Annotated in this window: 28 protein-coding genes; 17 read left to right on the forward strand and 11 right to left on the reverse strand. The window is 72.3% G+C overall.

Annotation, left to right across the window (positions count from 1 at the left end; genetic code table 11):
* Positions 1-15 precede the first annotated feature (15 nt).
* The 5 genes from ACIA8L_RS25165 to ACIA8L_RS25185 all read left to right on the forward strand — a co-directional run bounded on the left by ACIA8L_RS25165 (position 16) and on the right by ACIA8L_RS25185 (position 3,706).
* Positions 16-510, forward strand: a complete 495-nt coding sequence (locus ACIA8L_RS25165; RefSeq protein WP_395908603.1) for a hypothetical protein — start codon at positions 16-18, stop codon at positions 508-510.
* Positions 497-1,669: an MAB_1171c family putative transporter gene (locus tag ACIA8L_RS25170; RefSeq protein ID WP_395908605.1), complete on the forward strand. Its 1,173-nt coding sequence runs from the start codon at positions 497-499 to the stop codon at positions 1,667-1,669. Before ACIA8L_RS25165 ends, ACIA8L_RS25170 begins: the two co-directional genes overlap by 14 nt.
* A 78-nt stretch (positions 1,670-1,747) precedes the next feature.
* The gene (locus ACIA8L_RS25175; RefSeq protein WP_395908607.1) at positions 1,748-2,161 is read left to right on the forward strand and encodes an XRE family transcriptional regulator; all 414 of its coding nucleotides are present in this window, start codon (positions 1,748-1,750) and stop codon (positions 2,159-2,161) included.
* Between the two features lie 292 nt (positions 2,162-2,453).
* Positions 2,454-2,843 (forward strand): MerR family transcriptional regulator, encoded by a 390-nt coding sequence (locus ACIA8L_RS25180; RefSeq protein WP_395908609.1) that lies wholly within the window; start codon positions 2,454-2,456, stop codon positions 2,841-2,843.
* Between the two features lie 20 nt (positions 2,844-2,863).
* Positions 2,864-3,706 (forward strand): siderophore-interacting protein, encoded by an 843-nt coding sequence (locus tag ACIA8L_RS25185; protein ID WP_395908611.1) that lies wholly within the window; start codon positions 2,864-2,866, stop codon positions 3,704-3,706.
* A 263-nt stretch (positions 3,707-3,969) separates the two neighbouring features.
* Here the strand turns inward: ACIA8L_RS25185 and ACIA8L_RS25190 are convergent, their stop codons facing one another.
* Complete coding sequence (locus ACIA8L_RS25190; RefSeq protein WP_395908613.1) at positions 3,970-4,626, reverse strand: SIMPL domain-containing protein; 657 nt, start codon at positions 4,624-4,626, stop codon at positions 3,970-3,972.
* A 45-nt stretch (positions 4,627-4,671) separates the two neighbouring features.
* Positions 4,672-5,295 carry a DUF1707 domain-containing protein gene (locus tag ACIA8L_RS25195; protein ID WP_395908615.1) on the reverse strand — a complete coding sequence of 208 codons (624 nt, stop codon included), beginning with the start codon at positions 5,293-5,295 and terminating at the stop codon, positions 4,672-4,674.
* A gap of 284 nt (positions 5,296-5,579) precedes the next feature.
* Here ACIA8L_RS25195 and ACIA8L_RS25200 point away from each other — a divergent pair, with 284 nt between their 5' ends.
* The 3 genes from ACIA8L_RS25200 to ACIA8L_RS25210 all read left to right on the forward strand — a co-directional run bounded on the left by ACIA8L_RS25200 (position 5,580) and on the right by ACIA8L_RS25210 (position 8,571).
* Positions 5,580-6,839 (forward strand): hypothetical protein, encoded by a 1,260-nt coding sequence (locus ACIA8L_RS25200; protein WP_395908617.1) that lies wholly within the window; start codon positions 5,580-5,582, stop codon positions 6,837-6,839.
* 392 nt (positions 6,840-7,231) lie between these two features.
* Positions 7,232-8,152, forward strand: coding sequence for a ParA family protein (locus ACIA8L_RS25205; RefSeq protein WP_395908619.1), 921 nt, complete (start codon positions 7,232-7,234; stop codon positions 8,150-8,152).
* Positions 8,149-8,571: a hypothetical protein gene (locus tag ACIA8L_RS25210; protein WP_395908621.1), complete on the forward strand. Its 423-nt coding sequence runs from the start codon at positions 8,149-8,151 to the stop codon at positions 8,569-8,571. The genes ACIA8L_RS25205 and ACIA8L_RS25210 overlap by 4 nt, the downstream gene beginning before the upstream one ends.
* 142 nt (positions 8,572-8,713) lie before the next feature.
* On the opposite strand, the gene ACIA8L_RS25215 is transcribed toward ACIA8L_RS25210, so the two are convergent.
* The 5 genes from ACIA8L_RS25215 to ACIA8L_RS25235 all read right to left on the reverse strand — a co-directional run bounded on the left by ACIA8L_RS25215 (position 8,714) and on the right by ACIA8L_RS25235 (position 15,064).
* Positions 8,714-9,427, reverse strand: coding sequence for an NAD(P)H-binding protein (locus tag ACIA8L_RS25215; protein ID WP_395908623.1), 714 nt, complete (start codon positions 9,425-9,427; stop codon positions 8,714-8,716).
* Positions 9,428-9,454: 27 nt separating this feature from the next.
* Positions 9,455-11,434, reverse strand: coding sequence for a DUF262 domain-containing protein (locus ACIA8L_RS25220; protein ID WP_395908625.1), 1,980 nt, complete (start codon positions 11,432-11,434; stop codon positions 9,455-9,457).
* A 248-nt stretch (positions 11,435-11,682) separates the two neighbouring features.
* Entirely contained in the window at positions 11,683-13,860 is a 2,178-nt protein-coding gene (locus tag ACIA8L_RS25225; RefSeq protein ID WP_395908627.1) for an ABC transporter permease, read from the reverse strand.
* A complete protein-coding gene (locus tag ACIA8L_RS25230; RefSeq protein ID WP_395908629.1) occupies positions 13,857-14,543 on the reverse strand; it encodes an ABC transporter ATP-binding protein in 687 nt (228 codons plus the stop codon). Before ACIA8L_RS25230 ends, ACIA8L_RS25225 begins: the two co-directional genes overlap by 4 nt.
* Positions 14,540-15,064 carry a PadR family transcriptional regulator gene (locus ACIA8L_RS25235; protein ID WP_395908631.1) on the reverse strand — a complete coding sequence of 175 codons (525 nt, stop codon included), beginning with the start codon at positions 15,062-15,064 and terminating at the stop codon, positions 14,540-14,542. Before ACIA8L_RS25235 ends, ACIA8L_RS25230 begins: the two co-directional genes overlap by 4 nt.
* Positions 15,065-15,153: 89 nt before the next feature.
* Between ACIA8L_RS25235 and ACIA8L_RS25240 the strand changes: the two genes are divergently transcribed.
* Complete coding sequence (locus tag ACIA8L_RS25240; protein WP_395908633.1) at positions 15,154-16,161, forward strand: hypothetical protein; 1,008 nt, start codon at positions 15,154-15,156, stop codon at positions 16,159-16,161.
* Between the two features lie 10 nt (positions 16,162-16,171).
* Positions 16,172-16,543 (forward strand): VOC family protein, encoded by a 372-nt coding sequence (locus ACIA8L_RS25245; protein WP_395908635.1) that lies wholly within the window; start codon positions 16,172-16,174, stop codon positions 16,541-16,543.
* 16 nt (positions 16,544-16,559) lie between these two features.
* Here ACIA8L_RS25245 and ACIA8L_RS25250 read toward each other — a convergent pair whose 3' ends face one another.
* On the reverse strand, positions 16,560-16,760 hold the full coding sequence (locus tag ACIA8L_RS25250; RefSeq protein ID WP_395908637.1) for a hypothetical protein: 201 nt from the start codon (positions 16,758-16,760) through the stop codon (positions 16,560-16,562).
* A complete protein-coding gene (locus tag ACIA8L_RS25255; protein WP_395908639.1) occupies positions 16,748-16,906 on the reverse strand; it encodes a hypothetical protein in 159 nt (52 codons plus the stop codon). The genes ACIA8L_RS25250 and ACIA8L_RS25255 overlap by 13 nt, the downstream gene beginning before the upstream one ends.
* Before the next feature lie 306 nt (positions 16,907-17,212).
* Between ACIA8L_RS25255 and ACIA8L_RS25260 the strand changes: the two genes are divergently transcribed.
* The 4 genes from ACIA8L_RS25260 (at position 17,213) to ACIA8L_RS25275 (ending at position 20,383) form a co-directional block, all read left to right on the forward strand.
* A complete protein-coding gene (locus ACIA8L_RS25260) occupies positions 17,213-17,602 on the forward strand; it encodes a hypothetical protein (RefSeq protein WP_395908641.1) in 390 nt (129 codons plus the stop codon).
* 22 nt (positions 17,603-17,624) lie between these two features.
* Complete coding sequence (locus ACIA8L_RS25265; RefSeq protein WP_395908643.1) at positions 17,625-18,113, forward strand: DivIVA domain-containing protein; 489 nt, start codon at positions 17,625-17,627, stop codon at positions 18,111-18,113.
* A gap of 87 nt (positions 18,114-18,200) precedes the next feature.
* Positions 18,201-19,430, forward strand: coding sequence for a hypothetical protein (locus tag ACIA8L_RS25270; protein ID WP_395908645.1), 1,230 nt, complete (start codon positions 18,201-18,203; stop codon positions 19,428-19,430).
* Positions 19,427-20,383 carry an ARPP-1 family domain-containing protein gene (locus ACIA8L_RS25275; RefSeq protein ID WP_395908647.1) on the forward strand — a complete coding sequence of 319 codons (957 nt, stop codon included), beginning with the start codon at positions 19,427-19,429 and terminating at the stop codon, positions 20,381-20,383. Before ACIA8L_RS25270 ends, ACIA8L_RS25275 begins: the two co-directional genes overlap by 4 nt.
* A 203-nt stretch (positions 20,384-20,586) precedes the next feature.
* Here ACIA8L_RS25275 and otsB read toward each other — a convergent pair whose 3' ends face one another.
* Both otsB and ACIA8L_RS25285 read right to left on the reverse strand, forming a co-directional pair.
* Positions 20,587-21,414: a trehalose-phosphatase gene (gene otsB, locus ACIA8L_RS25280; RefSeq protein WP_395908649.1), complete on the reverse strand. Its 828-nt coding sequence runs from the start codon at positions 21,412-21,414 to the stop codon at positions 20,587-20,589.
* Between the two features lie 85 nt (positions 21,415-21,499).
* Entirely contained in the window at positions 21,500-22,405 is a 906-nt protein-coding gene (locus ACIA8L_RS25285) for a diacylglycerol/lipid kinase family protein (RefSeq protein WP_395908651.1), read from the reverse strand.
* A 61-nt stretch (positions 22,406-22,466) separates the two neighbouring features.
* Here ACIA8L_RS25285 and ACIA8L_RS25290 point away from each other — a divergent pair, with 61 nt between their 5' ends.
* The 3 genes from ACIA8L_RS25290 (at position 22,467) to ACIA8L_RS25300 (ending at position 24,896) form a co-directional block, all read left to right on the forward strand.
* Entirely contained in the window at positions 22,467-23,276 is an 810-nt protein-coding gene (locus tag ACIA8L_RS25290) for an SAM-dependent methyltransferase (protein ID WP_395908653.1), read from the forward strand.
* A 71-nt stretch (positions 23,277-23,347) separates the two neighbouring features.
* On the forward strand, positions 23,348-24,256 hold the full coding sequence (locus ACIA8L_RS25295) for a lytic polysaccharide monooxygenase (protein WP_395908655.1): 909 nt from the start codon (positions 23,348-23,350) through the stop codon (positions 24,254-24,256).
* Between the two features lie 22 nt (positions 24,257-24,278).
* The gene (locus tag ACIA8L_RS25300) at positions 24,279-24,896 is read left to right on the forward strand and encodes a hypothetical protein (protein WP_395908657.1); all 618 of its coding nucleotides are present in this window, start codon (positions 24,279-24,281) and stop codon (positions 24,894-24,896) included.
* Positions 24,897-24,904: the final 8 nt, after the last annotated feature.

The following is a 24,904-nucleotide window of genomic DNA, read 5'->3' on the forward strand; positions in this document are numbered from 1 at the left end:
GGCTACGCTGGCGGCGTGCGACTGCGGCGGCTTGAGCGGGAGTGCCGGCGGCTGATCGCGGACATCGAGGTTCCTGAACCTTTCGACCTGTCCGTGTTCTTGTCGTACGTCGCCGCGCGCCGCGGCCGCGACCTCCACCTGCATCCACAGCCCGCGCCGATGGGGGCGCCGTGCGGGCTGTGGCTCGCGACCGACCAGGCCGACCACGTCTTCTACGCCGCGGGCACCGACCCGCTGCACCGGCGGCACATCATCCTCCACGAGATCGGGCACATCCTGTGCGACCACCGGGCGCCCGGTCTCGTGCTGCCGGACCTGGACCCGTCGACGATCGCCCGGGTCCTCATGCGTTCCACCTACTCGGCGCCCCAGGAGCAGGTCGCCGAGATGATCGCCACGATGATCAGCGGCCAGGCGCTGCGCAGCGCCCCGCTGCCCCGCTCCGACGACCCGCTGCTGCAGGGGCTCAGCGAGATGCTCATCCCGGGACCGGCCAATGGCGTTCGCTGACACCCTCGAGTTCATGGTCCTGACCGCCTTCTGGGCGTTCACGATCTGGCGCTTCGTCACTCCCCAGCCGCCCCGGGGCCGGGCCATCCGGCTGGTCGCGCTGTTCGTCGCCCTCTCGTTCACGATCAACCGGCGGGAGATCGCGTTCGCGGCGGACAGTCTGCTGCACGTGCCCGACATCGCAGTACCCGGAAAGACGCTCACAACGGCGGCCGCGTCCGCCGCCATGGTGCACCTGACCAGCCTGATGCCGGGCCCGGTCGCCGAGCGCCCCAACCTGCGCCGCTGGGCCTACGGCCTCCTGGGCGCGGCCGCCGTGGCCATGGTCGTGATCTTCCTGCTGGTGCCGCGCAGCCCCGAGCACGGCGACTTCGTGGCCGAGCAGGCCGGCACGCCGCTGGTCACCGCCTACGGGGTGCTGACCCAGTTCGGCCTGTTCGTCGGCCTGGCCTGCTGCGTGGCACTGTTCCACCCGGCGGCGCAGCGGGCCGCGCCGGGCCTCATGCGGGTCGGGCTGCGGCTGCTGACCGTCGCGCCGTTCGTGGGCCTGCTGTTCATCCTCAACCGGGTCGCGTTCCAGGTGACCAATGCCGTGGGCAGCGACCTGATGAACGGGCCGGTCTGGGAGAGCACCAGCCGGGCCCTGCTGGCCGCGATGCTGCTGGCCTTCGCGGCCGGGGCGCTGCTGCCGGCGCTGGGCGGGATCGGCCGGTGGGTGGCGCACTACTCGGCGCTGCAGCGGCTGCGGCCGCTGTGGCTGCGTTCGGTTTCCGCGACGCCGCACGTGGTCCTCGGCGACCCGCCGAGCCGATTAGCGGACCTGCTGACGCTTCGCGGGGTCGACCTGCGCCTGTATCGCCGGATCATCGAGATCCGCGACGCCCAGTGGGAGCAGGGCCTGGCCGAGGGTCCTTCGGAGCTCGACCCGGCCGAGGGTGTCTCGGGGCGCGACCCGGCCGAGGGTGTGGGTTTGCTGGGCCGCCGGATGGCCGCGACGGTGGACCGGCAGCCGCCCGCGGACGCTCAGACCAGCCTCACCGAGCAGGCCCGCGAGCTGCTGCGGGCCGGAAACGTTGTGGCCACCCCCGAGCTGGCGCCGATCAGGCGACCCGGCCACAACGATCCACCCGATGCACCCTCAGCCGTAAACGTGAGTTGATGGGCGCCCCGTGCTCGTAAATCTGAGCTTATGATGGAGATTTCCATCCAACCGGTGGGATTGTCAAGGGTTGATGCGATGAGCGACACGACACTCGCGGCCAAACTGGACCGCCTGTTCCGCACGGTCCACCCGGCCGGCCGCGGCGAGTACACGTACGAGGAGGTAGCCGCGGCCATCCGCGAGCGCGGCGTGATGATCTCGCACACGTACGTGTGGCAACTGCGCAAGGGCACCCGCGACAACCCCACGAAGCGTCACCTGGAGGCGCTGGCCGAATTCTTCGGCGTGAACGCGGCCTACTTCCTGGACGACGACCCCGCCACCGTCCGCCGCATCGAGGACCAACTGGACCTGTTGGCCGCCCTGCGCGACAGCGCGGTCCGCTCGGTAGCCCTACGAGCCGCCGGCCTGTCCGCCCCAAGCCTGGAAGCCATCCACGGCATGATCGAACACGCCCGCCGCATCGAAGGCCTCTCCCCCGACCCGTAGGCCTCCCCCAGGCTCCCCCGCTCCCGCCAAGCACCCTCCACCCACCCACCCACGCACGCGATCCCGTGTACGTTTTGCGCCTTTCGCGCACGTCCCGAACTACTACGGCCCGCAGACCTTGAGGACCGTCGCGTTCCACGGCGACCGTTCAACGAGCGACGCACGACGACGCTGGTGCTTGGCTGGCGTCGACGCGGGCGTCAGGGTTTAGCTTGACCGGGCGGAGCGCTCGTACCGCCGCGCTGGAGCATGGCTGGCGTTGACATGGGCGTCAGGGTTTAGCGTGAGCGGCATGCGGATCGGGGAGCTGGCGGAGCGGGCCGGGACCAGTGCTCGGGCCCTGCGTTACTACGAGCAGCACGGACTGATCGCGGCGCGGAGGGCGGGGAACGGCTACCGCGAGTACGACGAGTCCGACCTGCGACTGGTCCGCGAGATCCGCTCGCTGCTGGACATCGGTTTCAACCTGGAGGAGACCCGGCCGTTCGTGGAGTGCCTGCGCTCGGGTCGCGCGTCCGGCGCCGAGTGCCCGGCCTCGATCGAGGCGCTCGGGCGGAAGCTCGCCGACCTCGACGGGTGCATCACGCGCCTGGTGGCCGTCCGCGGTGTCGTGGAGCGCGAACTCGCCCAGGCCACCTGCCCCCTGAAACAGGGTCGGGATCACACGGGCAATCGAGGTTAGGCGAGACTACCCTCATTCATGTGTCGTCCGATCCCGGGCCGTCGCGGCCCGCACCCGTGACCCATTCCGGCCGGGTTGTGCGCGCCGAGCGCGTGACCCCGAACATGCACCGCGTCGTGCTCGGTGGTGAAGGACTCGCGCGGTTCGACGCGGGCCGCTTCACCGACCACTACGTGAAGCTCATGTTCCCGCGCCCGGGGGTCGACTACCCGCAGCCGTTCGACGCCGCCACCGCCCGGGCCACGCTGCCGCGGGAGCTGTGGCCGGTGACCCGTACCTATACCGTCCGCGAGTGGGACCCGATCCGCCGCGAGATCACGCTCGACTTCGTCCTGCACGGCGACACGGGCCTGGCCGCACAGTGGGCCGTCCGCGCCCAGCCCGGCGACGAACTGCGGTTCGGCGGCCCCGGCGGCGCCTACGCACCCGACCCGCAGGCCGGCTGGCACCTGCTGGCCGGCGACGAGAGCGCCCTGCCGGCCATCGCGGCCGCCATGCCGTACGTGCCGGAGGGTGCCGCCTGTCACGCGTTCGTCGAGGTCGCGGACCTGGCCGACCGCCAGGACATTCCGGGCGTCACCTGGCTGCACCGCGGCCACGGCCCCGTCGGCTCCGCCCTCGTGCCCGCCGTCCTCGCCGCCCCGTTCCCGGCCGACCCTTCGCAGGCGCACGCGTTCGTCCATGGGGAGGCGACCTTCGTGAAGGAGCTGCGGCGGTACCTCCGCGTCGACCGCAACCTGCCCCGCGAACGCATGTCCGTGTCCGGCTACTGGCGGCTCGGCCACGACGAGGACGGCTGGCAGGCCTCGAAACGCGACTGGAACGCCCAGATCGAAGCCGAACAGGAGCCCGCCTTCTCGTAGCGGGCCCGCACCGGCTCGCCGCACCGCCGGCACGCTCCACACAGGCCGGCCGCACCGATCAGCGTCTCGTAGCAGGACCGGGTCGCGGGCCGGGCGAGCCTGCGCGTCGACAGCCATCCAGCCGGTGCCGAGCGTCCAGTCGCGCGGCGGGGCACGAGCGGGGTTCGGCGGAGCACGAGCGGGGTTCGGCGCTGGCTGCGCGTTGCGGCGGGCGTGGGGCGGGGCGAGCCGGCGCACGTTCGAGGCGGGTCCGGCTTCAGCGGTCAGAGCACAGGCGCGGTGATGGTGAAGCGGGCCTCGACGGTGGCTTCGACGCGCTGGCGCTGGGGGTCGAGCTGGAGCTCGGCGTACCCACCGCCGGAGGACTTGCCGCGCAGCATGCCCCCTCCGTAGCCGACCGCGTGCGACTGCATGCCCTCGGAGCGGCCCAGGCCCGGGTCGGCCAGCTCGACGAGTTCCACGACCTCGGCTCCGAGGGCGTCGGCGTACTCCCGGGCCCGGGCGATCGCGGCCGCCACCGCCTCGCGGCGCAGTTCGGCGTGTACGGGGCTGCCGGGGCGCAGCGACCAGCTCGGGCCGTGCGTCTGCGCCTGGTCCTGGCCGGCCACCGTCAGCATCAGCTCGCCGAGGGCGGTGAAGTCGGTGACGGTGACGGTTGTCGAGACGCTGCCGTGGTACCCCGTGATCCGCTCCCCGCGCTTGCCTGAGCTCTCGGGGTACACATGCAGCATTCCCGTCTCTCGCTTTTCGACGGCTTCGCCGAAGCCCTCGAGGAGCTGCCGCAGTGCCTCGGCCCGCTCCCGCAGCCGCCCGAGGGTCGTGTCCCGGTCCTTGTCGCGCGCCGACACCACCACCGTGAACTCGGCCAGCTCCGGGTCGACCTCACGCACCGCCTCGCCGCGCACCGCAACCGTCGTCATGCCCGACAGCGTAGGGCTCATGGTCGGGGGGTTGGCGGTGGCGGGCTACGCGTCCGGGGTGCGGCGTTTGCGGCGCCGGCGTTCGATGTTGACGCCGCCCCACCAGGCGAGGCCGGTGATGTGGATGCGGGGGGCGCCGTGGCGGCCGGGGCCGGAGGCGTCGTGGGCGAAGCCGCCCATGATGCCGGTGCCGGTGACGTGGATCTCGGCGTCCTCCGGGACGATGACGGTGATGCCGCCCATGATCGCGAACGCTCGGATCGTGACCTCGCCGTGGAGCATGCGGGCTTCGCGGAGGTCGACTGTACCCCCACCCCAGAACGCGATGCCCGTAAACACTCGCGGCACCATCCATGGGCCGCGGCGGGTGAAGCCGCTCATGACCGCTGTGGCCGAACCGGTCGCGGGGGCCTCGCCGGGGCGGGACGGCTGGTTGTCGGGCAGCGGCAGGGGCAGCGGGGTGGAGCCGGCGGCGGGCAGGTCATGGAGCACGGGCTCGAGGTCGGCGTAGGTGCGGGCCGAGTACACCGTGTGCAGCCGCTCGTCGACCTCGTCCAGGTCGAGGCGACCCTCGGCGGCGGCGGTCCGCAGGACCTCGGCGACGCGTTCCCGGTCGGCGTCCGAGGCACGCAGCTGTCGTGGGTCCAGGCGCTCGGGGAGGTCGGCCATGGCGAACAGCGTAGGCCGTACGCAGGTTGGCAGTACAACCGTGGCCTTACTGCAACGGTGCGTCATGTCGCCACGCTGAGTGCCGGAAGAGTGACTGATTGTCCACAGCGGTCGCGACACGTAGTGAAAAAACGGTATAAAACGGTCTCGCGACATATCCTGCCCGAAAGAACCCCTTAGCCAAGCGAAGACTTGCGCTAGGGGCTCGGTAGCGTTTTGGATGTGCTGGCGGACCCGTACGCCGCCACCGTCCGTCAGCGGCGGCGTCAAAGCTTCCCGATCGTATGGAGGATCCGTTCATGACCCACGGCGGGGATCTGTTGACGCAGCGCGACGGGGCCGAGGCGCGGCCCAGCTTCACCCAGCAGGTCCGGGGCTACGACAAACGCCAGGTGGACCAGTATCTCAACCAGCTCGACCGGCAGATCGCCAACCTGACGACGGACCGCAAGCGCGCCGGCAGCCAGGCCCAGGATCTCGCCAATCAGGTGCAGGACCTGACCTCGCAGCTCAAGCAGCTGCAGGCGGAGCTCAACGAGGTACGGCAGCGGCCCGCCCGCGTCGACCGCGCCTCCTTCCGCCACCTCGGCCCGATGGTCGACCAGATCCTCGCCCTGGCCGAGAAGCAGGCCGGCGTGATCATCGACAACACCGAGCAGAAGGCGGCCGAGCACCAGGCCAGCGCCGAGAAGCTGCTCGCCGAGGCCAAGGAGCGGGCCGAGAAGCTCGTCGCCGAGGGCGAGGCCGCCCGCGAGGCGTCCGAGGCCGAGGCCAAGCGGGTCCACGAGCAGAGCGTCGAGCACATGGAGAAGACCCGGTCCGAGGCCGACGCCCTCGCCGAGGCCGCTCGCCAGCAGGTGCTCCAGGAGGTCAAGGCCGGCCGCGCCCAGGCCCAGCAGGAGCTGGCCCAGTGGAAGGCGACCGCGCAGCGCGAGATCGAGGAGATCAAGGCCGCCGTCGACCGCGAGATCGGCGAGCAGAAGCAGGCCTCCGACCAGAAGAACGCGGCGCTGCACGCGGACGCGCAGAAGTACGCCGCCGACATCCGCAAGCGCGCCGACGAGGAGAACCAGCGCCACCAGCAGCAGCTGGCCGTGGTGCAGACGGACATCCAGAGCCGGCAGAAGACCCTCGCGCAGCTCCGCTCCGACCTGGAGACGACCCAGGCCCAGCTCGGCGAGGCCCGCCAGGAGTCCACGACCCTGGGCCGCGAGGTCACCCAGCTGCAGCAGCGCCTGACCGACACCAAGCAGAGCCTCACCAGCGAGCTGACCCGCCTCGAGCACGCCCGCCAGGCCGCCGACTCGGCCGAGCGGCACGCCAAGGAGGTCCGGGCCCGCGTCCAGCGCGAGGCGAAGCGCGTGGCCGACCTGGCCGCCGCCGCCGTCATGGCGGCCGCGGCGGGCGGTGGCGCGGACACGGGCGAGTACCCGAAGGTCCCGGCCCCGGCGCCGATGCGCCAGGTCCCGGAGCAGCTCCCGACCCAGCCGGACAGCCACAACGCCCAGGACGCGCGCCGCGAGGAGTCTCCGGACCAGGCCTGAGCCTTGGCTCCACCAGCGACCGCCGCGCGTCTGCGCGGCGGTCGTTCGCGTTCCGAGCCCGCCGAAGGCGGAAGAGCAGGAAGACGGAAGAGCCGGAGCAATTGCATTGCTCGGGTCCGCACAACTCGCGGTCCGCTCCTCCCGCGAGGCCGCGGTCGGCGCCGGGGCGCCTCCCTTCCGACTCCGCCGAGCGCAAGGAAGAAGCTCGGCCCTGGCGGGCCTCAACCGCGCGCGGCCCGCGCTTCTCGCGAGCACAGCCGGAATGCATCGGGCGGGCGGATCGATCGGGGTCGTCGAACGGGTGACGTGAGGGGGCCGCGGGCCGGTGCCGGGGCGGGCGGGATTGCTCTAGCGTCCTGTCTTGGTGTGAGTCGGTTGCGGAGGTGGTGGGCGTGCGGATCGTGGCCGTTGTCAACAACAAGGGCGGCGTGGGCAAGACGACCGTCACGGCGAACCTCGGCGCCGGGCTCGCCGCGCGCGGGCAGAAAGTGCTGATGATCGACCTCGATCCGCAGGCCAGCCTCACGAAGTCGTTCTTCACCGTCGAGGAGTCGCAGACCTACCTCAACGGGATGCAGACGATCGGCGCGTGGTTCCGGGCGCCGGACAAGCATCGGGCGCAGATCCTGGCCGACATCGTGTTCAGCCCGGCCCGGTGCAACGCACTGGTCAGCAAGCACGGCGGGTGGCTGGACCTGGTGCCGTCGGACCCGCTGATCGTGAGCTCCGAGAGCCTGATCCCGGGGGCCGTGGACGGCACCGGCAACATCCGGCCCGCGAAGTTCGTGGCCCTGCACCGGCGGCTCGCCGACGACCTCGCCGATCCGGTGTTCTCCAAGTATGACGTCGTCCTCGTCGACTGCGCCCCCGCCTTCTCGCTGACCACGAAGATGGCCACCATCGCCGCCGACATGCTCGTCATGCCGGCCCGGCCCGATTTCCTGTCGACGGAGGCGATCCAGGTCATGGGTCAGCGCCTGCTCGACCTGACCCGCGACTTCAACCACCACCGCAAGGCGGCCCCGGACGAGGCCCCCGAGATGCGCATGCCCCGCGTCGCCGTCCTGTTCACGATGGTGCAGTGGTACAACGGCCACCCCATCGACGTGCACGCCCAATACATCAACGAGGTGGCCGCGCTCGGCGTGCCGGTCTTCCAGACGCTCGTGCGGGACCGCAACAAGGAGTACGCGGCGGCCGGCCGGTATGGCGTGCCCACCATCCTCGCCGGTGGGGTGGCCCCGGAGGTGCGCACCAATCTGCAGGACTGCGTCGACGAACTGCTCACGTTCTTCGGAAGGTTGACCCCGTGACCCCCTCCCCCAAGCTGGCCGCGCTCGCGTTGAACGAGATCGGCCGTCTCCTCGGCACGCTCAGCGAGGAGCAGCTCACCGCCCTGGCCGAGGGCCGGGCCCAGGTCGAGTTCCGGGCGGCCGGCAGTACCCCCGCCACCGCTCCTTCGGCGAAGCCGGCCAAGGCCGGAGTGGACCTCGACGCGGTCGTCGCCGACATCCGCGCGATGACCGAGGAGGACGACGTCGAGCGCTACCTGATCGCCCGCGACAAGGACCTCCCGCTCCCGAAGCTGCGCGAACTGGCCGACCGCATCGGCCCGCCGGTGACGTCGAAGGGCGCCAAGTCAAAAGCCCAACTGCGCAAGAACATCGCCGCGGGTACTGCCGGCCTGCTCAACCGCCCCGCATCCGTCTTCGCGAGCAGCTGGGACAGCTGACCGTCACCCGAACCGGTGGGCGTTCTCCCGCGCCCAGTCCCGCAACGTCCGCGGCGTCCGGCCGGTGACGTCTTCGACGGCCGGGCGCACGGTGGTCTCGTCGATCGAGCCGTTGACGTAGAAGTCGAAGAACGCCGCGACGTTACGCGGCCGGCGTGGTCGTGAGCATCTCCCGCCGCGCCTCGCCGTTCGGCTGCGCCTCGAACCGCAGCGAGCGCCCGAGGGCCTCGCCGAGGATCGCTACCTGCTCCGGCGGCGACAGCGCGACCGGCCCGGTCGGCCGATAGATCATCGACTGGTGCCCGTCCTCGGTCATGGCGACGGCCGCGACCGCGGCGATGTCCCGCGGGTGCACGGTGGCCAGCGGCACGTCCGCGAACGGCAGTCGCACGACGCCGCCCCGGATCTGCTCGTTCCACCGCAGCGCGTTGGACATGAACGCGGCCGGCCGCAGCACGGTCCACTCCAGACCGCTGTCGCGCATCTCGGCCTCGGCGTCGTTCATGTAGCTGGTCACCGCGTTGGAGCGGTCCGCCGACCCGGCCGACCCACCGGACAGTTGCACGATGCGCCGCACCCCGGCCGCCCGCGCCGCCGCGGCCAGCCCCGGGTATCCGGGCAGCAGGAAAACGGCATCGGCCCCCTCCATCGCCGGGCCCAGCGCGGCCGGATCAGCCAGGTCGCCCCGGACGAGCTCGACCCCCTCGGGCGCCGCCACGGACGCCGGGTCCCGCACGAGCGCCCGCACCGCCACCCCCGCCCGTGCAGCTCCGCGACCACCTCCCGGCCCACGTTCCCACCGGCCCCGGTCACCACGAACATGTCGGCCCTCCCCGTAGATCGCCTCAGGCTCCATTGCCCAATCCGCCGGGAAGGCAATCCGTCAGTCGGTGCTACTGGCCGGCAGCGCGATCCGCTCGCCGGCCCACGGCTTGTCCTCCACGGCCGGCATCCGCAGCGGCGACTGCATGGACGCCTTCTCCCGGGCCAGGATGTCGAGCCACTCGGCCGCGGTACCGGAGACGAGGAACGGCCCGATCGGCACCTCGATCGCGTCCTCGACCACCTGCACGGGCACCGACTCCCCGTTGATCACCACGTCCCCGGGATTGCCCCGGGTGGCCGCGGCCACGATCACGTCCTCGAAATCCTGCATCTCGGCCGACCCGCTCCACGTGACACCCGCCCCGGACGCCCGGAACAGCAGCACACCGGGCTTCCAGACGCTGCCGTAGTACACCATCGTCAGCTTGTACCCGTCGCTCGACGTGGCCGGGACGCTCGGCACCTGGTCGATCCACTGTGGACGAAACGAGGTTAGCAGCGCGGTCATCGCCGCGGCCAGCATCCGCCGCCGCTCGGCCAGGAACCGCGGAAACGCCTCCGCCGCGCGCAACTCGGCGCCCAGCGGGATGTAGTGGGCGATGAGGTCAGGCTCCTCGACCGTCGGGAAGTAGTCGACCGGCGAGCGATCGCTGATCTTCAGGTTGGCCCGGCGGGAGATGAAGGCGAGGTTGGCCAGGTCGTTGATCTCGCCCTTGTCGTAGCGGTCGAGCGTCGCCACCGGGTGGACGTGGTGGTACTGCAGCTGGTGGTCGCCCTTCTCCCCCGGCATGATCTCGGTGGCGTACCACCAGTCCCGGGCCCCGTTGCGCTGCGCGACGAGCAGGCTGAGGAAGAAGTACGGGCTCTCCTTCGAGCGCCCGGCCAGGGAGTCGGCGGTGATGGCCGGCTGCGCCTGCAGGACGCCGAGGTTGCGCAGCAGTTCGCGGGCGGGCTCGGGCTTGCGGGCGGCGGCGATGTCCCGGGTGAGATTCGTGTCGGACGACGTGGAATAGCGGGCCCGGACGGTGGCGATGAGCAGCCAGTAGATCAGCGCGTTGGCGTTCTGGCCGCCGATGGGCTGGTCGGGGCGCTCGCCGAGCAGCACGATCAGCGGGATCAGGACACTCAGCGAGGGCAGCGGTTCGGAACGCGTGAGTCTCAGATTCGAGCGAAGCAGCGGCACCAGATCCTTGAGCCCGCGCTGCACCGTCGCCCACGCCTTCGCCAGGTCGGCCTCGTCGACCCGGGAAAGATCGTTGACCGACCACGACGACATCCCGCCGCCGAACAACGCCCCGGCGAACGCCCGGGTCAGGAAATCCACGTCCAGGTCGGCATACCCCACGCCGAGCCAGTGCAGGGCCTCCTTCTGGAACTTGTCCAGCACGCCCGGCCACTTCGCGGACAACGTCGACATCGCCAGGTCGGCCCGGCTCAGGTGGCGGCCGGCGCTGTTGACCCGGACGAAGATCTCGGAGACGTCCTGGTAGCTGCACTCCCGCAGCGTCTCCACGTGGAAGGTCCGCTCCCCCAGCGTACGAACCCCGATGATGCGCCGCTCGACCTCGCGGTCGTCCAGCTCGCAGTTCGCCTCCCGCAACCGCTTGATCGTCCCGAAGATCGAGGCCCCGTTCAACAGGTCGTGGACCTTGATCCAGTTGGGGTCGACCGACGTGGCCGCGCTCTGGTTCTGGAAGCGCTCCTTCTCCACGTGGAAGACGATCTGGGCCTCGGGGTGGTCGTGGAAGACGCGGTGCAGGGATGTGAGGCGCTGCTGCCCGTCGAGGAGGTACACCGGCGGCTGCTGCGGCTGCTCGACCGTCCCGGCCACGGCCAGCTCGCGGGTCACCGGCGCCTCGTCGGACTGCCAGAACAGCAGCGACCCGAACGGGAACCCGCGATAGAGCGAGTCGACGAGCTTGGCCACCTGCGTCGGGCGCCAGACGTAGCTGCGCTGCAGTTCGGGCAGGCGGATCTCCTTGCGGCTGACCCGCTTCATGAGCTCGCCGACCTGGAACGTCGCCTGATCGATGTGCATCAGACAATCCTTCCCGGGGCGCGGCGGGCACGGTAGCGCCCGGTCGCGCGGCCCGGGAGGGACGGTCCGGCAAGGCTTTCCGGCCGAAAGACGTTGCATTCCGGCGATGCCCGTTGCCGGCCGACGTATGCGCGGGGCCGAGACAGGTCTGTGCCTCAGCCCCGCGCGGCCGGCCGCCGCGGGCGGCGATTGTGCGGGGGTGTGGGTGGAGGCAACGCCTCCCCCTCGCGCTTTTCGGAAGCACAGCCTTATTCGTTGCGGGCGGTCTCCGGGCCGGTGACGCGCTGCAGCAGGGGCAGGGTGGCGGCGATGATGGCCAGGGACACGGCCAGGCCGGCGGCGGTCAACGCGTAGTACGTCCAGTCCGGGGCCTTCAGGTCGTAGTGCAGCTGCGCCCGCACGAACAGCTGCGCCGCGAGGAAGCCCGTGCCGGCGGCCAGGACGGTGGCGGCCAGCAGCGGCACCACCGACTCAAGAGCAACGACAGAACGCAGAGCCCGCATCGGTACTCCCGTGAGGCGCAGCAGGCTGAAGGGGCGCTTCCGGTCGGCGATACCCGCGGCCACGCTCACGGCCAGACTGCAGCCGGCGATCGGCAGGCTGAACAGCATGATGACGTCGGCCAGGCGTTGGAAGAGCATCATCTGGCTGCGGGAGTCGCTGCCGCGTTCGACCTCGGTGAGCGGCGGCACCCCGTAGTCCTGATACAGCAGCTCGAGCGCGGTCCGGGCCCGCTCGAGACCGGCGGCGCTGCCGTCGACGCCGAGGACGAACGTGTCGACCGTGAGCGTCTTGGCCTGCTCGGCGGTGACCGGGGAGGCCGGCCAGACGGTGTCCGCGCCGACACCGGTGCGGATGCGGTCGAACCCGACGAGGTTGCCCCAGATCTGGGCGTACTCGGCGCCGGGCGCGCAGCGGCCGTACTGCGGGATGGCGGCCAGGTCGGCGCAGGCGATGAGGTTGGACGGACTGTTCGGGCCGTCGTCGGGGTTGTCGGGCAGCGCGACGGCGAACGTCACACCCTCGACGGAGCGCAGCCGCTCGGGTGAGCCGACGGAGGCCGGGATGCCGCTTCTATCGGCGTACTGCACGAGCGTCATCGATTCGAGCGCGCCGTAGTGGACGCCGCGCTCGAAGTTCATCGTGCCGATGACGCCGGTGGCGACGCTGACGACGAACAGGGCCAGCATCACGCCGCTGATGGAGCGGAACGCGGCCTGCGGGTTGTCGGCCAGGCGCCGCGCGGCGACGAGGGCCGGGAGGCGGCGGGCGCGGCGGGCCAGCAGGCTCGCGCCGACCATGGTGAGCCACGGGCCGGCGATCACCAGGCCGACCATGACGAGCAGGAAGCCGGGCAGGAACGCGGCCGTCTGCCCGTTGGAGGTCTCGGGGCGGCGGCCGATGAAGTAGGCCAGCTCCAGCAGGCCGGCGGTGGCGGGGATCAGCCGCCAGGCCCGCGGCGGCTTCGGGGTGACGTGCCGGACCACCCCGAGCGGGGAGATCCGCACCCGGCGCATCGCCAGGGCCGCGGCGACGGCGGCGCCGATTGGGATCCCCAGGGCGATGAGGACGTAGCCGACGACGCCGGGCGAGAGGTCGTCGGTGAAGAAACGCTCGGTTGTGAGCGGTACCGCCGCCATCGCTTGTCGCAATGCCGGAAAGAGCGCGAAACCCACGGCCGTGCCCACGACGGCGGCCGCGGCCGACTCGACGGCGGCCAGCTGGGTCACCTGGCGCGGCGTGGCACCGATGAGGCGCATGGCCGCGAACCGCTGTTCTCGCCGGGTGGCGGACAGCCGCGTGGCGGTGCCGATGAAGATCAGAAGGGGAAAGAGCAGCCCGCCGGCGATCACGGACAGGATCAGATCCAGGGCCGCGACCGGGAGCCGCAGCGGCCGGTTGGACACCGCGGTGACCTCGCGGGCCCCCGGGATGCCGCCGACCTCGTGCGGGGTGCGGCCGAGAACGGCGACAAGAGCATCCGGCGACGGTACCGCCGACGCGTCGATGATCCCCACCTCGTGCCCGGTGAAGCGGGCCGCCAGCTGGTCGGTCGGGTTGGTGGCGATGAGGTCGTGCAGGGCCTGGGTGACGTAGTACTCGCCGGGGCCGGGAAGCCGCGGGATGCCGGGCACGGCCGGCGGGTTGGGCCCCTTGAGCCCGACGTCGATCCGCCAGATGCCGCGGCCGCCGAAGCGGTCCTCGCGGCCCGACCAGACGACGGGGTCGCCGCTCGGCGCACCGGCGGCGGCCTGCGTGCCCCGCAGCCAGGCGCCCCGCCCGGTCTGCGCGTCCAGGGCGCGGACCCCGGCGACGGTGCTGAGCAGCAGCGCCGTCCCGAGCGCGACGGCGACGGCGAGCACGACGAAGCGCAGCACCGCCTCCCGCCCACCGGCGAGGGCCAGGCGCAGGCCGAACCGGATCACGAGCGACCCGGCCCGGCGGCGAGGGCGTGCACGAGGCCGTCCCGGACGATGACTTCCCGGTCGGCATAGACCGCGACGCGCGGTTCGTGGGTGACGAGCACGACGGTGGTGCCGTGCTCGCGCGCCGCCGCCACCAGCAGGTCCATGACGAGCTCGCCGGTGAGCGAGTCGAGCGACCCGGTCGGCTCGTCGGCGAACAGGACCCGCGGCCGGTTGATCATCCCGCGGGCGAGCGCCACCCGCTGGGCCTGGCCACCGGAGAGCTCCCCGGACCGGCGCCGCTCCAGCCCGCCGAGCCCGAGCCGCTCCAGCCAGCCCCGCGCGTCGCGCAGGGCCGGCCCGCGCCGTGCCCCGCCGAGCAGCAACGGCAGCGCGACGTTCTCCTCGACGGTCAGCTCGGGCACCAGCTGCCCGAACTGGAACACGAACCCGAAGCGCTCCCGCCGCAGCGTGCTGCGCTCGTGCTCGCCGAGCCGGTCGATCCGCCGCCCGTCGAAGATGACCTCGCCCCGCCCCGGCACCAGGATCCCGGCCAGGCAGTGCAGCAGCGTCGTCTTGCCGGAGCCGCTCGGCCCCATGACGGCGACGATCTCGCCGGGCCCGGCGTCGAACTCGGCCCCGCGCAGCGCCGGGGTCTCGCCGAACGCCATGTGCACGTCCCGGGCCTCGATCAGGGTGCTCATCGCCGCACCAGCCCGGCGAGGTGGTCCAGCCTGGCCACGGTGAGCTCGATCCAGCGCAGGTCGGCCTCGAGATGGAACAGCCCATGGTCGGCCAGCAGGGCCTCCACGAGATCATCCCCCTTCTTGATCTCGTGGAGCTCCCGCATCCGCCGCAGGTGCGCGGCCCGCTGCATGTCGAGGTACTCCCCCGCCGGCCGGTCGAGCATCAGCGACAGCATCACCTTGGAGAACAGCACTGTCTGCAGGTGCGGCTCCGGCTCGACGGGCTGCGTGAGCCAGGCGTCGACCTCGGTCGCGCCGAGCTCGGTGATGACGTATCGCTTCCGGTCCGGCCCCTCCCCGGCCTCGACCTCGGAGATGACGACCTTGCCGTCCCGCGCGAGCCGGCCGAGCGTCGAATAGACCTGCCCGAACGGCAGCGGCCGCCCGCGCCCGAAGAACGCGTCGTAGTCGCGCTTGAGGTCATATCCGTGGCTGGGCTCCCGCTCGAGCAGGCCCAGCAGGGTCAGGGGAACACTCATGCCGACAACATACACTGCGGATATACACCGCGTATATACCCCCGGGTGATACCGGAGCCGCCGGGCGTCGTATGCCAGACTGCCGTGTCATGACCTTGGTCGACGTCCTGGTCGAGGCCCTGACCGCGGCCGTGCCCGACGCGGAGCGCACGGCGTCCCTGAGCCCGCCCTACCCGACGCCGGCCGCGCTGGTCGGGCCCCGGGACGCCGTGCTGCGCGAACTGGAGGCCCGCCTCCCGGCCGACGGCGACGGCCCGATGACGGTCCTGCGGGTGCTCGGGCCGGTGCAGCCCTACCGCGTCGAGGTCGACCGGCTCCGCCGGCGCGGCGTGTTCGACTTCGCCGACGCCGCCTGCGCGCTGCTCGCGATCGGCGCCCTCACCGACGACGACGCCGACACGCTCCGGCCGCACCTGCCGCCCGCCTGCGGCATCGGCCGCCAGCAGGTACTCAACCGGCTCGCCGCCGACGACATCGCCGCCGCCCGGGCCGCCGCCGACCGGATCGCCGGCGGCACCGCCTGGAAGGGCCACCGCGACATCGCCGCCGCGCTGGCCGACCGGGGCGACGCCGCCGGCTTCCTGGCCGGCTGGAAGTACTACGCGGCGACGAAGGACCGCCACGGCCTGGCCGCCCTCAAACGCCGCCTGGTCGAGGGCGTCGCCCGCACCGCGGGCTGGAAGGCGGCGCTCGCGCTGACCGCCGACAGACGGCTCGGACCGGCCTTCGCGATGTACGCGTTCACCGCGTTCGGCGCCGACGTCGACGGCCTCCGCCGGGTCCTGGCCGCCACCCCCGGGCTGCCGGAGCTGGACCAGCTCACCCTCCTGGCCGAAGCGGTCCGGCAGGCCAGCGGCAAGGACCCCGAACGCAACCACCCGTACCTCGACGAACTCGCCGACCGCATCATCGCCGTCGACCCGTCCACCGACCGCGCCACCATGCGCACCCGCGACTGGCTACTGTTCTCGCTGTGGCCGGCGATGGGCGAGCAGGCGACCCTCGACCGCGTCCGCAAGGCGATCCGGACACCGCAGTACAAGCGGGAACTGCGCCTCCTCCCCCGCGCCGTGACCGCTTCGCTGAAGACCACGTGAGGGGGACGCCATGCCCATCGGCCGGCTGCACCACCTGATCTTCGACTGCGCCGACCCGGCCGCGTCGGCGCGCTTCTGGAGCGCACTGCTGGACCGGCCCATCACCTACGACGGCGGCGACTTCGTCGTCGTCGCGCGGGACGACACCACCTCCGGCATCGCGTTCCGCCGCATACCCGACCACCGCCCACCCACCTGGCCCGCCCCGGACGTCCCACAGCAGCTGCACCACGACGTCATGGTCGACGACCTCGCCACCGCCACCGAAGCCGTACTCGACCTGGGCGCCCGGCCCCTCCCCGGCGACCACGTCTTCGCCGACCCCGCCGGCCACCCGTTCTGCCTGATCCCCCGGCCGGGCTGGGCCCCACCGATCAACTGACACCCGCGGCGGGGCTCTAGCGGGGCAGGACGAGCACGCCTTCGGCCACGACCGTCTCCGGCCACTCCAGCGTCATCGGGTCCACCGCGATCGCACGGTGCGGCGCGGTGCCGCCCAGCCGTCCTCCGCGACGTAACCGGCCGCGACATGGCCCGTCCACCGTCCGCCGCGCCTCGTCCACGACCCGGCGCGGCACCCCCGCGATCAGGTCGGCCACGGCGTGCTCCCGGTCGCCGAGCAGCAAAGGTGCCCGCCGTCGATGCAGCGCTTCGGCGCCGATTCGAACCGCTCCGGCACGGCACGGGCCAGGTGCACCGCATCCCGGCCGACCGCGATCCGCCCGTCGGCGTCGGCGAACACCACCGACGCAGCAGCGGCGACCCGTCGAACAGCACACGAATGTCCGCACCGACGCCACCGACCCCGTACCACCGACCGGCGCTGAGGCAGGCGGCGCGGACGCGGACGGCGCGGACGCGAGCACAGACGGCGCGGACGCAGGCGCAGACGGCGCGGACGCAGGCGCAGACGGCGCGACCCCGGCGCGCGAACCCCGAGACCAGGGCGACCCGACGTCGACACCCGATCGGCCGGCGTTCACGGGGTACGGGATGTCCGGTCCCGGTCACGCCGGCGGCAGGACGCCGGCGCGGCTCCTACGATTGGCCGGTGATATATCGTCCGTGGCCGCTACGCCTGCTGCCGCGCCACCGCCGGATCATGCGCCACGGCGCCGAGGCCGATGCGACAGTGCTGGAGTCCCGCCCGTGGGGCTGGGCGAGCGGCGTGGTCCGACCCAACAACAAGCTCCGGCTGCGCGTGCACTTCGGCGACGGCCACACCACGACCATCACCCGCGTCGAGCGCACGCACTTCCTGCTGCAGGACGAGACCGTCGGCTCCGTCCTGCCGATGCGCTACGACCCGGCCGACCGCGCATACATCGACATCGACCGGCAGGCCCTGATCGACCGCCACGCCCGCTTCGACGCGAAGATCAACCGGGCCCGGGTCCGGGAAGCCGAAGCCGACCGCCATCCGACCGGCGGCGACGTTTGACCGGGTCCACAACACTGGGTCGATGACCGCCTATACATTCTCCGTGGTACTGCGTGGATACAACCCGCAAGCCGTGGACGCCCTCCTGGCCCCGGCCGTCACCGCCCTCACGTCCACCGACGCCGGTGCACGGGCGGATGCGGCCGCCGCACTGCGCCGAGCGAACCTGCCCGTCGTACTGCGCGGCTTCGACCGAGCCCAGGTCGACAGCGCGATCGCAACATTGACCGGGCAGCTTGCGGGCGCACCCGGCGCGGATCCGGGCCCGCACACGGCGACCGGTTCGCCGGCACCCGTGGCGGAGTTCGAGGTCACCCTGCGCGGCTACGACGCGGCCGCCGTGGACCGGCTGGTACAACGGGTCAACCAGGCCCTGACCTCCGGCAGCGCCACCACCCGGGCCGAGACCGCGGCGGCCGTGCGCCGAGCGGCCTTCCCGGTCACGTTCCGCGGCTACTCGCGCCAGCAGGTCGACCTCTTCCTGCGACAGGCAGCGCGGGAACTCGCATAGCCCGTGGGCTGTAGTCACCGGAGGCGGGGATGGAGCACATGGAAAACGTGTCGATCCACCGATTTTTTCGCGCTTATCTTCGGTGGCGTGACCAACATCTTCGTGCATCATCTGCGGCGCCATGACGGGGTGCTGCGGGTGCCTCGTGGTGGGGCGGTCGTCTGGGATGACGAGGAGCTTCACGTCGCGGCCCATCTCGCTGATCCGGAGCGGTACGCGCTCGGTGCGCTCATGCCGGGCGTCTCCGCCGGGCAGCGGGCCCGGGTGTTGCTGCGGCTGCTGACCGCCTCCTGGGGCGGGGTCGAGCCGGGTGTTCGCAGTACCCTCAATCGGGTCGTCCGGGTTCTCGTACTCGGGCTGCCGCCGGCTGATGTGCTCACCGTGCTGCTGGCGGCTCGGCGGCGGCGGGCCAATCATCGGCATGTCACGCGGGCCACGTTGGCGTTGCTGTTCGAGCATCCGCAGGCGGCCGCTATCGTCGCGGCCCGGCGGAAGATGGCGGTCGACTGCTTCGAGCACGCGCTCGGCCAGGCTACGGCTCGGGGGCGGTATGCCAGCGGGTCGGCCGTCGCGCTCTACGCGCGGTCCACTGTGGATGCCGTGCTGCCCGCGGCGGGGGCTGACCTCGATCTGGTCGGGGAGCGACCGGATACCGTCACCGCCACCAATCGGGGTGAGCCGGCGGCCGCGCTCGTGCACCTCTACCGGGGCGGGGCCAGCGCCGAGCTCGCGGCGGCGGCTGACGAGTACGTGCGGGTGCTGACCGACGGGATGCCGCAGTACCATGGAAAGCTCGCGCTTGTCGTTGACAGCTCGGCCTCCATGCGCGGCTACGGCAGCCGGGAATGGGCGGTGTTCTCGCAGGTCAGCGCGCTCCGGATGGTGCTCGAGCGGGTCTGTTCGCGGCTCGTCGTCATCCCCACCGGCGGGTCGATGCCCGCGGGTGCCACCGACCTCGCCGGCGCTGTGCTCGAGGCGGCCGCCACCGCGCCGGACGTCATCGCGGTCGCGTCGGACGGCTACGAGAACGTATACCCCGGCGACCTCGCCCGGGTCGCCGCCGCCCTGCCCGGTGCGGGGGTCGCGGCGCCGGTCGTGTTCTGCCAGGCCGTGTTCGGGCGGGCCGACGACCTGACGCTGCGGCGGGCCGCCGACGGGCTGCCGCTGCGGACCTTCTGGCACTCGGCCGACCTCGCCCCGCTCGTGCTCTGGACACTGTCCCATGTGGACGGTGCCGAGGCGGACCGCTGGGTCGGGCTGGAGCTGCGGCGCCGGCTTTCCGCGATCGAGAAGATATTGGAAGGTGTACTGCCATGAACGCGCTCGACATGCTGCCGCGCGCGGTCGACGGGTCGGGATACCGGCTCGGCCAGCCGCAGCGGGCGGGTGCGCTCACCATGGTGCCCGTCTTCGGACCCGCCTACCCGGGGATCGTGCCACCGCGGCACGGGCTCAAGCTCGGCCGGGTCGTCACCTACGGCCAGGTCGAACTGGCCAACCCGGCCGCGTCCGGAGTCGCCATCGTGCCCCTGCACGTCGGCTACATCCAGGACGCCGCCCAGAACCACGCCCTGTGCCGGTCCGCGTTCATCGCGGCCGGGCAGACGCTGCGGTTCGAGGACGCCTGCTGCGTGCAGGAGTCGCAGGGCGGATACCTGGCCGGCCGCGACGACCAGTGGTTCTTCGTGCTCCCCGTCGAGCTGCGGGCCGCGGCCCTGCGGCTGCGGACCACGGCCAACTTCAGCAAGTTGTGGGGCGACATCGCCACGTTCAACCGGCGCTACGGCCTGCCGGCGCGGGGCCACCTCGAGCAGGTGCTCACGCGGCAGCGGGCCGGGCTCACGCAGTACCAGAGCCGGCTGGAGCGGTTGGACGGGCAGCTCGGCGCGCTCTTCTTCGTCGGCGACACCCTCGCGGGCGTCGAGATCGCGCCCGACCCGGAGTACTTCGCCGACGTGTGGACCGCGCTGGTCTGCTTCGCCTACGGGCCGGCCGCGTGGTTCAGCGCCGCACCGGAGCGGGCCGAGGCACCGCTGCGCGCCGGCAGCGTCGACGGGCTGCGGGCCGAGCTCGCCGGACGCCGGCGGGACCGGGCCGACGAGGTCCGGGGCTGGCTGGCGGCGGCGCCGTGGCCGCCGGGCGAGCTGGTCGAGGAGGAGCAGTACCTCGGCCTGCGACTGTCCACCGTGGACAGCGGCACGGTCGCCGGTCAGGTCGTCACCGACGGCGAGCGGCTCGTCTACGCGTCGCTGTTCGCAGCGGCGGCGTAAATGCTTTGACCGCAAGCGGATCCGGCGGTGGAATAGAAGCCATGCGGGACTGAGCCAGGCCCGGCGGTAGCCCCTCCGATTCCACATCGGGGTTCAAACGGAATTGCGCTAGCACGCGATGGAACCGCTCAAATGTCGCCACGGCGCTGGCCGCCTGCCCGCATACGAAGTGCGCCCCGGCCCGATTCGGACCGGGGCGCAGTTCACTTCAAGCGCTCGTTCAGACCTTCCACGAACTCGAGCACACCCGGCGGGCCGTCGACGATCAGATCCGCGCGCTCCGCCAGGCGCGGCACCTCATCCGAGCCGCTGCACACCTTCAACCCGAAGACACCGGTCTCCCGCAGCCGCTCCACCGCGTCGAACGCGGCCAGATCGCCGAGATCATCCCCGAAGTAGGCGACCGCGCGCACCCGATGCGCCGACACGATCGACTCCAGGGCGTGGCCCTTGTCGATCCCCGGCGGCCGCAGCTCCAGCACCATCCGGCCCGGCTCCACCGCCAGCCCGTGCCGCGCCGCCACCTCGGCCAGGGGCTCCCGGAGCGCCGCGAACGCCTCGTGCGGCGCGTCCGCGCGGCGGGTGTGCACCGCCACCGACATCGCCTTGTCCTCGATCGACACCCCGCCGAACCCGGCCCCGTCCAGCACCGCCGGCAGCTCGGCCCGCGCCGCCGCCACCCCGGCCGGCACCGGCTCCGAGACGACCGAGCGCGACGCCCAGTCCCACCGCTGCATGCCGTAGACCCCGTAGATCGAGAAATGCTCGAGCACCGCCAGCTCCCCGAGATCCCCGAGCCGCAGCACGTCCGCGACCGGCCGCCCGGTGATGATCGAAACCGAGCCGACCAGCTCGGCGAGGCGGCCCAGGGCGGCCACGACCCCGGGATAGGGCCGGGAGGAGCCCGGGTCGGCCACGATCGGCGACAGCACGCCGTCGAAGTCGAACGCCAGCGACGCCTCCTGGGGTTGCTCCAGGATCGCGGTGAGCCCGGCGGCGCCGGCCTCCGAATCGGGGGTCCTCAGCACCATGAACGCCAGGCTACCGGACGAATGCGTCAGAATCCGGCCACCCGGGTCCACGTCACATGCCGACCCGTCACACCGGGTGCGGATCTCACTTCGGGGCCGGCACCGCGAGGGTGACCGCGGCCGGGACCGCCTCGGCCTCCAGGCGCTTGACGCGCTTGCGGGCGCCGCCGTCCAGCTCCAGGAGGACCGGTTCGGCGAACTCGGCGTACACCCGCGACGCACTGCCGATCTTGACGAACCGGGAACGGTCCGTGCGGCCCGTCGCCATGGTCCCGATCGTGCGCGCCCACTGCAGCGCGCCGCGGGCCGTGGTCACGCCCACCTCGAGCCGGCCGTCGAACGGGCTGGCGTCGTCGAAGGCCTTGATGCCGCCCGAGATCGTCCCGATGTTGCCCATGAGCAGGCACGTCGCCGGTCCCTCGAACCACGGCTCGTCGTCGAGGTGCACGATCGTGTGCACGGGCGCGTCGCCGACGTGGCGCAGGGCGGTGCGCCAATACGCGAAGCGGCCCGCGCGGCGCTTCATGCCCCGGTCGGCGTCCTCGAACAGCTCGGCGTCGAAGCCGGCCCCGGCCATCACCGCGAAGTGCTCCCCGTCGATCCGGCCAAGGTCGTACTGCCGGCGGCCGCCGCGCAGCCCGATGTCCACGGCCGCCCGGACGTCGCGGGGGATGCGCAGCGCGGAGGCGAACAGGTTGCCGGTGCCGGCCGGCAGGATCGCGACGGTGACGTCCTGCGCGCCGGACCCGGCCAGGGCGTCGATGCAGCGCTGCACCATGCCGTCCCCGCCCCACACGAAGATCAAATTCGCACCGGCGTCCACGGCCTGGCGGACCTGCTTGGGCGCCTTTTTACTTTTGGGTACCTCACGCCAGTCGACGGTCTCGACACCGGCCCGCTCCAGCTCCCGCCGCAGCTCGGCCAGCCCGCCGCCGAACGTCTTCTTCCGGTGCGCCACCACCGCGACTCGCACCGCATCCACCGCGCTCACGGCGCGAGCGTAACCACGGCATTGACCGAGTGCACGCGCTGGTGGCTACGATGGTGACCTGATGGACACGACGGACGACGCCCGCCCGCGCATCGACACCAGCGTCGCGCACCCGGCCCGGCGCTACAACTACTGGCTCGGCGGCAAGGACCACTTCGCCGCGGACCGCGCCTCGGGCGACGCGATCGCCGCCGCCATGCCGGGCGTGAAGCTCATGGCCGTGGAGAACCGCGCCTTCATGGGCCGGGCCGTGCGCTACCTGGCCGAGCAGGGCATCCGCCAGTTCCTCGACATCGGCACCGGCATCCCCGCGCCCAACAACACGCACGAGATCGCCCAGTCGGTCGACCCGTCGAGCCGCGTCGTCTACGTCGACAACGACCCGATCGTCCTCACCCACGCCCGCGCCCTGCTGACCAGCGCCCCGGGCGGCACCAACGCCTACATCGACGGCGACCTGCGCGACCCGGCCGCGATCCTGGCCCACCCCGACCTGCCGGCCACCCTCGACCTGTCCCAGCCGGTCGCGCTGCTGCTGGTCGCGGTCCTGCACTTCATCCGCGAGGACGAGCACCCGCAGGAGATCATCGACCGGCTCACGTCGGCCCTGGCCCCGGGCAGCTACCTGGTCGCGTCCCACGCCACCTGGGAGTTTCTCCCGCCCGAGGTCATCGCCACGCTGACCCGCAACAACGCCGACGGCCGCTTCCAGGCCCGCACCGGCGCCCGCTTCGCGGAGCTGCTCTCGGCGTTCGACCTGGTCCCGCCGGGGATCGAGTCCGTCGCCCACTGGCACGCGGCCGACGTCCCCGGCCCGCGGCCGTCCGCCGAAGAGGTCGCCTGCTTCGGCGCGGTCGCCCGCATCCGCTGACTTCCGGCTGAACCCTGGGGCCCCGCCGCCCGTACCACCCGGCGGATGACTCGAGGGTTGGGGCTGCCTGGATGACCGTACGCCGTACGTCGGCCGTGATCGCCGCGTCGCTGCTCGGCGCCCTGGGGTCGCCGGCCCTGCTGCCGGCCGCGGCGCAGGCGCACGGCGCGCCGTCGAACCCGGTGAGCCGCGCGTACGCGTGCGGCGCGGGCACGGCGCAGCAGAAGAGCTCCGCCGCGTGCAAGGCCGCGGTCGCGGCCGGGGCCGACGTCGCCGACTGGGACAACATCCGGGTGGCGAACGTCGACGGCCGCGACCGGCAGGTCATCCCCGACGGCCGGCTGTGCAGCGGGGGTATCGCCGCGTACAAGGGCCTCGACCTGGCCCGCACCGACTGGCCCGCGACGAAGCTCACCGCCGGGGCGGCCTTCACGTTCCAGTACGCCGAGCGGATCCCGCACCAGGGCAGCTTCCGCATCTACCTGACCAAGGACGGCTACTCGCCGAGCCGGACGCTTCGCTGGTCGGACCTGGAGACGGTACCGTTCGCGACCGCCACCGACCCGCCGCTGCAGAACAAGGCCTACACGATCAAGGCGACGCTGCCCAAGGGCAAGTCCGGCCCGCACGTGATGTACACGATCTGGCAGAACACCAGCACCGAGGACACGTACTACTCGTGCTCCGACGTGGTCTTCGCGGCCGCCGCCACCACCACCTCCGCCGGCAGCAGCACGTCACGGGCGGCTTCCCCCTTGGCCGCCCCCACCGACGCCGGCAACCCCACCGCCGCCATCGCGAACGCCGCCGGTGCCGATGCCGCGCCCAGCTCCGGTGGGGCGGCCCCGTCGAGCAGCCCGCCGCCGCTCACCGCCGCGTCCGAGATCACCTCGACGCCGGTCCTCGCCGGGGCCGGTGGGGTGCTCGCCCTCTCGCTGGCCGCGGGCGCGTTCTTCCTGCGGCGGCGCCGGCGAGTTTGACCTTCGTCGCTATTCTCGAGGCATGGGGCGGGGGGCGGGTAACAGCGCAGTCGATGCGGCTCTTGCCTGGATCGCGGGCCTGGGCGTGCTCGTCGTGTGCGGCGGATGCGTGTTCCGGTGGAGCCTGGTCGTGCCGCCGGACGAGGGCGCCGGCCCGTACCGGACCCCGGCGCGGGTGCACAACCTCCACGTCCTGCTCGTCATCGTCGGCGTCGCCGTCGTGCTCCTGATAGCCCGGGCACTGTGGGCCGACGCGGACACACCCTGGTTCACGGCCGCCGCGCTGCTCGTGATCGTCGCCCTGGTCGCGGTCGGGCTCTACGTGCCCCGGGCCGAGGCGCAGATCGTCGCCGACGGGTTCGGCGACGACTGGTACGGCACGAGCACCGAGGCGCGGTTCACGCTGTACAACACCACCGGCGCCCCGGTCACCGTCTGCCTCGGCCTGAGCGGCGACTGCGACTCCGCCGCGAAAGGCCCGGACCGCCTGCGCGCACCGGGCCTGACCATCCCCGCGGGCCACCGCCTCAGCGTGGACACCCCCAGCCGGGCGGGCGACTTCAAACTCACCATCACCGGCCCCGGCGTGACCCACCGCGACGCGATCCTGCACACGGAAGTCCCCCAGAGCACCCCGTGACCCTCGAC

Origin of the sequence: Dactylosporangium sp. NPDC051541 (genome assembly GCF_044454505.1) — a bacterium.
Classification (GTDB): Bacteria; Actinomycetota; Actinomycetes; order Mycobacteriales; family Micromonosporaceae; genus Dactylosporangium.